Origin of the sequence: Candidatus Proelusimicrobium volucris (assembly GCF_959605025.1) — a bacterium.
Lineage (GTDB): Bacteria > Elusimicrobiota > Elusimicrobia > Elusimicrobiales > Elusimicrobiaceae > Proelusimicrobium > Proelusimicrobium volucris.
Window position 1 is genome coordinate 20950 of sequence record NZ_CAUHCY010000010.1, and the last position, 6211, is coordinate 27160.

General features: G+C 45.5%; 9 protein-coding genes and 1 tRNA gene. 4 read left to right on the plus strand and 6 right to left on the minus strand.

The features are described 5' to 3' along the window. Positions 1–2 precede the first annotated feature (2 nt). Genes ACQY3M_RS07330 through ACQY3M_RS07345 form a run of 4 tightly spaced genes read left to right on the plus strand, consistent with a single transcriptional unit; the run spans position 3 to position 3448 of the window. On the plus strand, positions 3–1277 hold the full coding sequence (locus ACQY3M_RS07330; protein ID WP_428067150.1) for a replication-associated recombination protein A: 1275 nt from the start codon (positions 3–5) through the stop codon (positions 1275–1277). Continuing rightward, on the plus strand, positions 1277–2464 hold the full coding sequence (gene xseA / locus ACQY3M_RS07335) for an exodeoxyribonuclease VII large subunit (protein WP_428067152.1): 1188 nt from the start codon (positions 1277–1279) through the stop codon (positions 2462–2464). The genes ACQY3M_RS07330 and xseA overlap by 1 nt, the downstream gene beginning before the upstream one ends. Continuing rightward, positions 2461–2694, plus strand: a complete 234-nt coding sequence (gene xseB / locus ACQY3M_RS07340; RefSeq protein ID WP_428067154.1) for an exodeoxyribonuclease VII small subunit — start codon at positions 2461–2463, stop codon at positions 2692–2694. Before xseA ends, xseB begins: the two co-directional genes overlap by 4 nt. Next, the gene (locus tag ACQY3M_RS07345) at positions 2687–3448 is read left to right on the plus strand and encodes a TlyA family RNA methyltransferase (protein ID WP_428067156.1); all 762 of its coding nucleotides are present in this window, start codon (positions 2687–2689) and stop codon (positions 3446–3448) included. The genes xseB and ACQY3M_RS07345 overlap by 8 nt, the downstream gene beginning before the upstream one ends. 317 nt (positions 3449–3765) lie before the next feature. On the opposite strand, the gene rplA is transcribed toward ACQY3M_RS07345, so the two are convergent. The 6 genes from rplA to rpmG all read right to left on the minus strand — a co-directional run bounded on the left by rplA (position 3766) and on the right by rpmG (position 6055). Next, positions 3766–4452: a 50S ribosomal protein L1 gene (rplA, locus tag ACQY3M_RS07350; RefSeq protein WP_428067158.1), complete on the minus strand. Its 687-nt coding sequence runs from the start codon at positions 4450–4452 to the stop codon at positions 3766–3768. Between the two features lie 51 nt (positions 4453–4503). Further along, complete coding sequence (gene rplK / locus ACQY3M_RS07355) at positions 4504–4938, minus strand: 50S ribosomal protein L11 (RefSeq protein ID WP_428067159.1); 435 nt, start codon at positions 4936–4938, stop codon at positions 4504–4506. Between the two features lie 48 nt (positions 4939–4986). Next, positions 4987–5577 (minus strand): transcription termination/antitermination protein NusG, encoded by a 591-nt coding sequence (nusG, locus tag ACQY3M_RS07360; protein ID WP_428067161.1) that lies wholly within the window; start codon positions 5575–5577, stop codon positions 4987–4989. A gap of 1 nt (position 5578) precedes the next feature. After that, entirely contained in the window at positions 5579–5767 is a 189-nt protein-coding gene (gene secE / locus ACQY3M_RS07365) for a preprotein translocase subunit SecE (RefSeq protein ID WP_428067162.1), read from the minus strand. A gap of 23 nt (positions 5768–5790) precedes the next feature. Further along, positions 5791–5865 (minus strand) — tRNA-Trp (locus tag ACQY3M_RS07370). A gap of 22 nt (positions 5866–5887) precedes the next feature. Then, on the minus strand, positions 5888–6055 hold the full coding sequence (rpmG, locus tag ACQY3M_RS07375) for a 50S ribosomal protein L33 (protein ID WP_428067164.1): 168 nt from the start codon (positions 6053–6055) through the stop codon (positions 5888–5890). Between the last annotated feature and the right edge of the window lie 156 nt (positions 6056–6211).

Consider the following 6211-nt stretch of genomic DNA (forward strand, 5'->3'; position numbering starts at 1 on the left):
ATATGAGCGATTTTTTTGAAGAAGAAAGGCGCGAATCCGCCAAAGAAAATATGCCGCTTGCGGCAAGGTTGGCGCCCCAAAAGCTGGAAGATTTCGCCGGGCAGGAAGATATTCTTGCGCCGGGCAAACTTCTGCGCCGTCTTATAGAGGCCGATAAAGTCCGCTCCGCCGTATTCTTCGGCCCGCCGGGCGTGGGCAAAACAGCGCTTGCGAGATTTATCGCCAAAACCACCCGCGCGCATGTAAGCGAACTTAACGCCGCGGCCGCGGGTGTGGGCGACTTAAAAAAAGTTTTAGAAGAGGCCCGCCTTAGAATAGAAAACAATTTTGAGCAAAAACGCACCCTCCTTATCTTAGACGAAATACATCACTTTAACAAAACGCAGCAGGACGTGCTTTTGCCTTCGGTGGAAAGCGGGCAGATAATCCTTATCGGCATAACAACGGAAAACCCCTACTTCTACATCAACAATGCTTTGCTTTCAAGATTTTCCGTATTTGAGTTCAAACCTTTAAGCGCGGAAAATCTCTCAAAAATAACGAAGAATGCGCAGGAAAGCCAAAACTTCATTATTGACGACGACGCGAAAGATTTCCTTATCACGCAGTCAAACGGCGACGCCAGACGCTTTCTAAACGCCTTGGAACTGGCTTTAATAACTACGCCGTATGTAGGCGGGCCAAAACACATAACTTTCGATATAGCCAAAGACTGCATACAAAAAAGACATCTTAACTACGACAAAAAAGGCGACGATCATTACGACGTTATTTCGGCCTTCATAAAATCAATGCGCGGCTCGGATCCGGATGCCGCAGTCTATTGGCTGGCCAGAATGCTGGAATCGGGCGAAGACCCGCGATTTATCGCAAGACGTATTTTTATCTGCGCGGCGGAAGACGTCGGCCTGGCCGAACCTACCGCAATAGTCATAGCGCAGGCAGCTTTCAAAAGCGCGCAGGTTCTGGGTATGCCGGAAGTGAGAATACCGCTCGCGCAGGCGGCCATATACGTGGCCTGCGCGCCAAAATCGAACGCCGCCTATTTGGCCATAGACGCCGCTTTGGACGAAGTCAAAAACGGACCGAGGAGAGACGTACCCCCGCATTTAAGAAGCTCGATTAAAAACGAGGGCTATAAATACGCGCACGATTACCCCAACCATTACGTTGAGCAGCAATATATGCCCATGCCCAAAAAATTTTATAAGCCGACCGTAATGGGCAAAGAAAAAATTATAAAAGAGCGGCAGGAAAATTTAAGGAAGAAGAAATAATGCTCCCTTTCTCTAAAGATAAAATTTTTTCCGTAACCGAAATCAGCCAAACCGTAAAGCAAATGCTGGAAGGCGTTTTTGGGGAAGTCGCCATAGAAGGCGAAATCTCCAATCTAAAAACCGCTTCCAGCGGGCATATCTATTTCGACCTTAAAGACGAAAACGCCTTAATCTCAGCGGTATTGTTTAAGGGATACGCACGCGGTTTAATTTTAAAAGAAGGCGATCTTATAGTCGCGCGGGGCGAAATATCCTGCTATATCAAACAGGGCAGATACCAGCTTATCGTCAAAGAGGCGGAAGTAAAAACAAAAGGAAATCTATTTGCGGAATTTGAAAAACTTAAAGAAAAATTATCGCAAGAAGGCCTTTTTGACGAAGACAAAAAGCTCCCCCTGCCGCCTTTCCCTTCCAGAATAGGCGTGGTTACTTCACCAACGGGCGCGGCGATACGGGATATCCTTTCCGTACTAAAAAGGCGTGGGCGCAATCTTGAAGTAATAATAGCCCCCGCTTTAGTGCAGGGCGAAGGTTCCAAAGAGCAAATAGTTCAAGCCCTGAAAAATTTGCAAAAGTTGACACCGCCACCCGACGTTATTTTGCTGGGCAGGGGCGGCGGCAGCATAGAAGATTTATGGAGTTTTAACGAAGAGCTTGTAGTCCGCGCGGTAGCCGCAAACAAAATACCTATAATATCCTGCGTCGGGCATGAAACGGACTTTACTTTAACCGATTTTGCCGCTTCTTTAAGAGCACCGACGCCTTCGGCGGCGGCGGAGCTGGTAGTCAAAAATGCGCACGATACGGCGGAAAAATTGTTTTCCTTAAACAAATTGCTTATTAACTCTCTGACAATAAAATACGAGCGCCTAAACGCCAGACTTTCTTTGGCAATTAACAGCAAATACCTTAAGGAGCCGGCCTTGTTCTTTGAACGCAAAGAGCAAACCTTGGACGACCTCAAGGAAACGCTTTATACTAAAATAGATACGCTTTTGGAAGCAAAAGCAAACGCCAAGCATTTGCTTGAACAGCGCCTTGCGCTCTTAAGCCCTCAGGCGACCCTCAAGCGGGGATACGCCATCGTCAGGCGCAGCGCGACGGGCGAGGTTGTACGTTCCTCCCTTAAGGGCGAACGTCTTACCGTACAAACTTCTTATGATAATTTTGAGGTGGAAACATTATGAGCAGAAAAAATACTTTTGAGGCGAAACTTGCCCGCCTTGAAGAAATAGTAAACGCCCTTGACTGCGACACTATCCCGTTGGAAGAAAGTTCAAAGCTCTTTGAGGAGGGGTTGACACTTTCCAAAGAATTGACGGAAAAATTAAACGAAGTAAAATTTAAAGTTCAAACTCTAAAAGAGAAAGGCTCCGCCTTGGTTCTTGAACCTTTCGATAAGGACGAAAATGCCTAAACTGCGTTTGGATAATGCGCTGGTTAATTTGGGGCTGGCCTCAAGCAGGAATAAGGCCCAAGCCATCATTATGGCCGGTGAAGCCTTGGTAAACGGCCAAGTTGAAACCCGCGCCGACAGAAACATCAAACCCGAGGATAATATCTCCCTAAAAGAAAAATCCTGCCCCTATGTATCAAGGGGCGGCTTAAAATTACAAGGTGCTTTGGACTCTTTTAAAATATCCGTAAAAGATAAAATATGCGCCGATATTGGCGTGGCGACGGGCGGGTTTTCCCATTGTTTTCTGCTAAGAGGCGCGAAAGAAGTTTACGGCATAGACGTCGGAAAAGGGCAAATAGCAAGCGAAATTACCGCCTTCAAAAATTTCTTCTTCCGCCCCAATACCAATGCCCGATATATTACCCCCGATATGTTCCCGCATCCGTTTGAAGTTGCCGCCGTTGACGTTTCCTTCATTTCCCTTAAAATGATTATGCCTGCCTTGTTCAACTGTATGTCCGCCAACAGCGATATAGTATTCTTAATTAAGCCACAATTTGAGCTTACCCCCAAAGAGGTGCCCCACGGCATAGTCAAAACCGACGAAAACCGTCAAAAAGCGGTTTCTTTGGTAAGGGATTTCTTTAAGCAAAATCTTGAGACTAAATACAATGCCCAAGAACAAGGACTCATCAATTCTCCCATTACCGGTATGCACGGCAATATAGAGTTCCTGTGGCATATTAAAATAAACTCTCCAAAAGACGATTAATCTGTTTTTAGAACATAAACAGTACTCTTTATCTATCGTGAGGGCTTTTTAGCTTACACTTTGTTTTGACGCGGATTACCCCTATTTAAATCTCGCTTTTATTTGCAGCGAATACTTCTTTAAAAGCGCATTTTATGTCCTTTATCCACATCTCAAAAAGCACGTTTAATATTTTTTAATCTTCTTAGATATAAGCAAAAGCCGCACGGGACGGGATTTTGTATAAAACAATAAATATCCTTGAAGATAGGATCGCTTTTTAGATATAAAAAACCCCCCGCTTTTATAAGCGGGGGTTTTATAGCAAAAGAGTCTGATTAAGCGTTCACTTTATTCGTATCAACATGCAAACCAGGCCCCATCGTGGAAGATAAGGAGATCGTCCTTACATACACGCCTTTGGAGGTTGAAGGTTTTACTTTGTTGATTACTTCCAAAACAGCTTTTGCGTTGTCAAACAGCTTATCGGCTTCGAAAGAGGCCTTGCCTACCGGTACGTGAACGATACCGTAAGCGTCGGCTTTAAACTCTATTCTGCCGGCCTTAAGCTCTTTTACCGCCGTAGCAACGTCAAAGGTGACGGTGCCGGCTTTCGGATTCGGCATCAAGCCGCGAGGGCCTAATATCTTGGCCGCCTTGGCTAAATCCCTCATGGTGTCAGGTGTGGCTACGAGGACGTCAAAGTCCATCTTGCCTTTAAGTATGTCTTCCACCAATTCCTCGCCGCCTACCAAATCGGCTCCGGCTTTTTGAGCGTCTTGAGCATGCTCGCCCTTGGCTAATACCGCTATGCGTTTGGTCTTGCCGGTACCATGCGGAAGAACTACCATCGTTCTTACCTGCTGGTCGGATTTTTTGGTGTCGATGCCTAAGCGGACGTGCAATTCGACGGTTTCGTCAAATTTGGCTTTCGCGTTTTCTTTGCACAGAGCTACCGCTTCTTTCAACGTGTAGAGCTTTTTGCTGTCTATCGTCTTTTTAGCTGCTTCCATTCTTTTTCCCATCTTGTCTCCTTTAGGTCTAACGGGCCGTTAAGCCCTCCCTGGATAAATTCCTTATTTTACTATGTCGACGCCCATGCTTCTGGCCGTGCCTTTTACCATCTCGGCGGCCTGCTTTACGTCTTTGGTGTTCAAGTCCGGCAGTTTTTCCGCCGCGATCTCTTCGCACTGTTTCTGCGTCAACTTGCCCACTTTGTCCTTATGGGGCGTGCCTGAGCCTTTTGCGATGCCCAGCTTCTTTACTATAAGTACCGCCATAGGCGGCATCTTCGTAATGAAGGAGAAGGATCTATCTTCATATACCGTTATTACAACCGGGATCTTGATACCTTTCTCCAACTTCGCGGTCTTGGCATTAAACTGCTTGCAGAATTCCATGATGTTTACGCCATGCTGACCCAATGCCGGGCCTACCGGAGGCGCAGGATTCGCGGCCCCTGCCGGTATCTGCAGTTTAATATAGCCTTTGATTTTTTTCTCTTTTGCCATTTTTATTTTACTCCTTAATTTACCCGCCTTGGCGGGCTGCTGCTAAATCTAGTTTATCTTCTCAACCTGCAAGTAGTCCACTTCTACGGGAGTAGCTCTGTCAAAAACCGTTACCATTACTTTCAGCTTGTTTTTGGCTTCGTTTACTTCCTCTATTACGCCGACAAAGTGCTTAAACGGGCCTTCCGTCACGCGCACTTGCTCGCCGCGGTCAAATTGTACCGCGTGCTTGGGCTTGCCGTCGGTAGCGGTCGTCAACTCTACTATGCCGGCTATCTCCTCTTCCGGAAGAGGCACCGGATACGGATCGCCTAAAAAGCCCGTAACCCCTATTATGTTCCTTATGAACCAATAGGTTTGGCTGGTTAAGATCATCTCTACCAATATATAACCGGGGAAAAATTTGCGTTTCCTTAAGGTCTTTTTATTTTGTTTTACTTCCACTACTTCTTCGGTAGGCACCAAAACGTTAAAGACTCTATCCCCAAAGTTCTGCACTTTTATTTGCGTTAAAATCTTTTCTTTTACCTTGTCCTCATGACCCGTCTGAGTGTGAACAACGTACCAGTACTTTTCCTGCGATTCGTGCTCTTTAGACACGGCCTCTTCGGTTTGATTGGCTTTCGTCTCTTCGCTCATGTTAATTGCTCCCTATTATCTTACTCAACACTGAAGATAAGATAAAGTCTATCCCGCTTATGTATATAGCTATTATCGCAACTACTATGAATACAAATATCGTCGACTGTATCATCTGCGCTCTGGAAAGCCATACACTCTTTTTAAGTTCGAAGTATGACTCCCTAAGGAAACTTATTGCTTTATTCATATAACCTACCGTTTCTTAAAATCTGGCAGGAGCGGAAGGACTCGAACCTTCAGTCCCGGTTTTGGAGACCGGTGGTTTACCAGTTAACCGACGCTCCCATATTCTTATCTATGCGAAACCTTATTTAGAGGCTTTGCCTTCTTTATGCAAAGTCTGCTTGCCGCATTTCTTGCAAAATTTGTTCAATTCGACTTTGTAATCTTTCTTTTTGCCTTTAGCAAAATAGTAGTTCTTATTTTTGCATTCCGTGCACGATAACACGAATGTTAATCTTTCTGCTGTTGCCATTTTTTCTGTCCTGTCTTAAATTTTGGGCTATATGCCCTCTCATAAAGATACCTAAAGGGACATTGTATCCAATGTCCCTATTAGGTTCCTATTTCAAACTGTTACTCAAGGATCTTGGTAACAACGCCGGCGCCTACTGTCCTGCCGCCTTCCCTT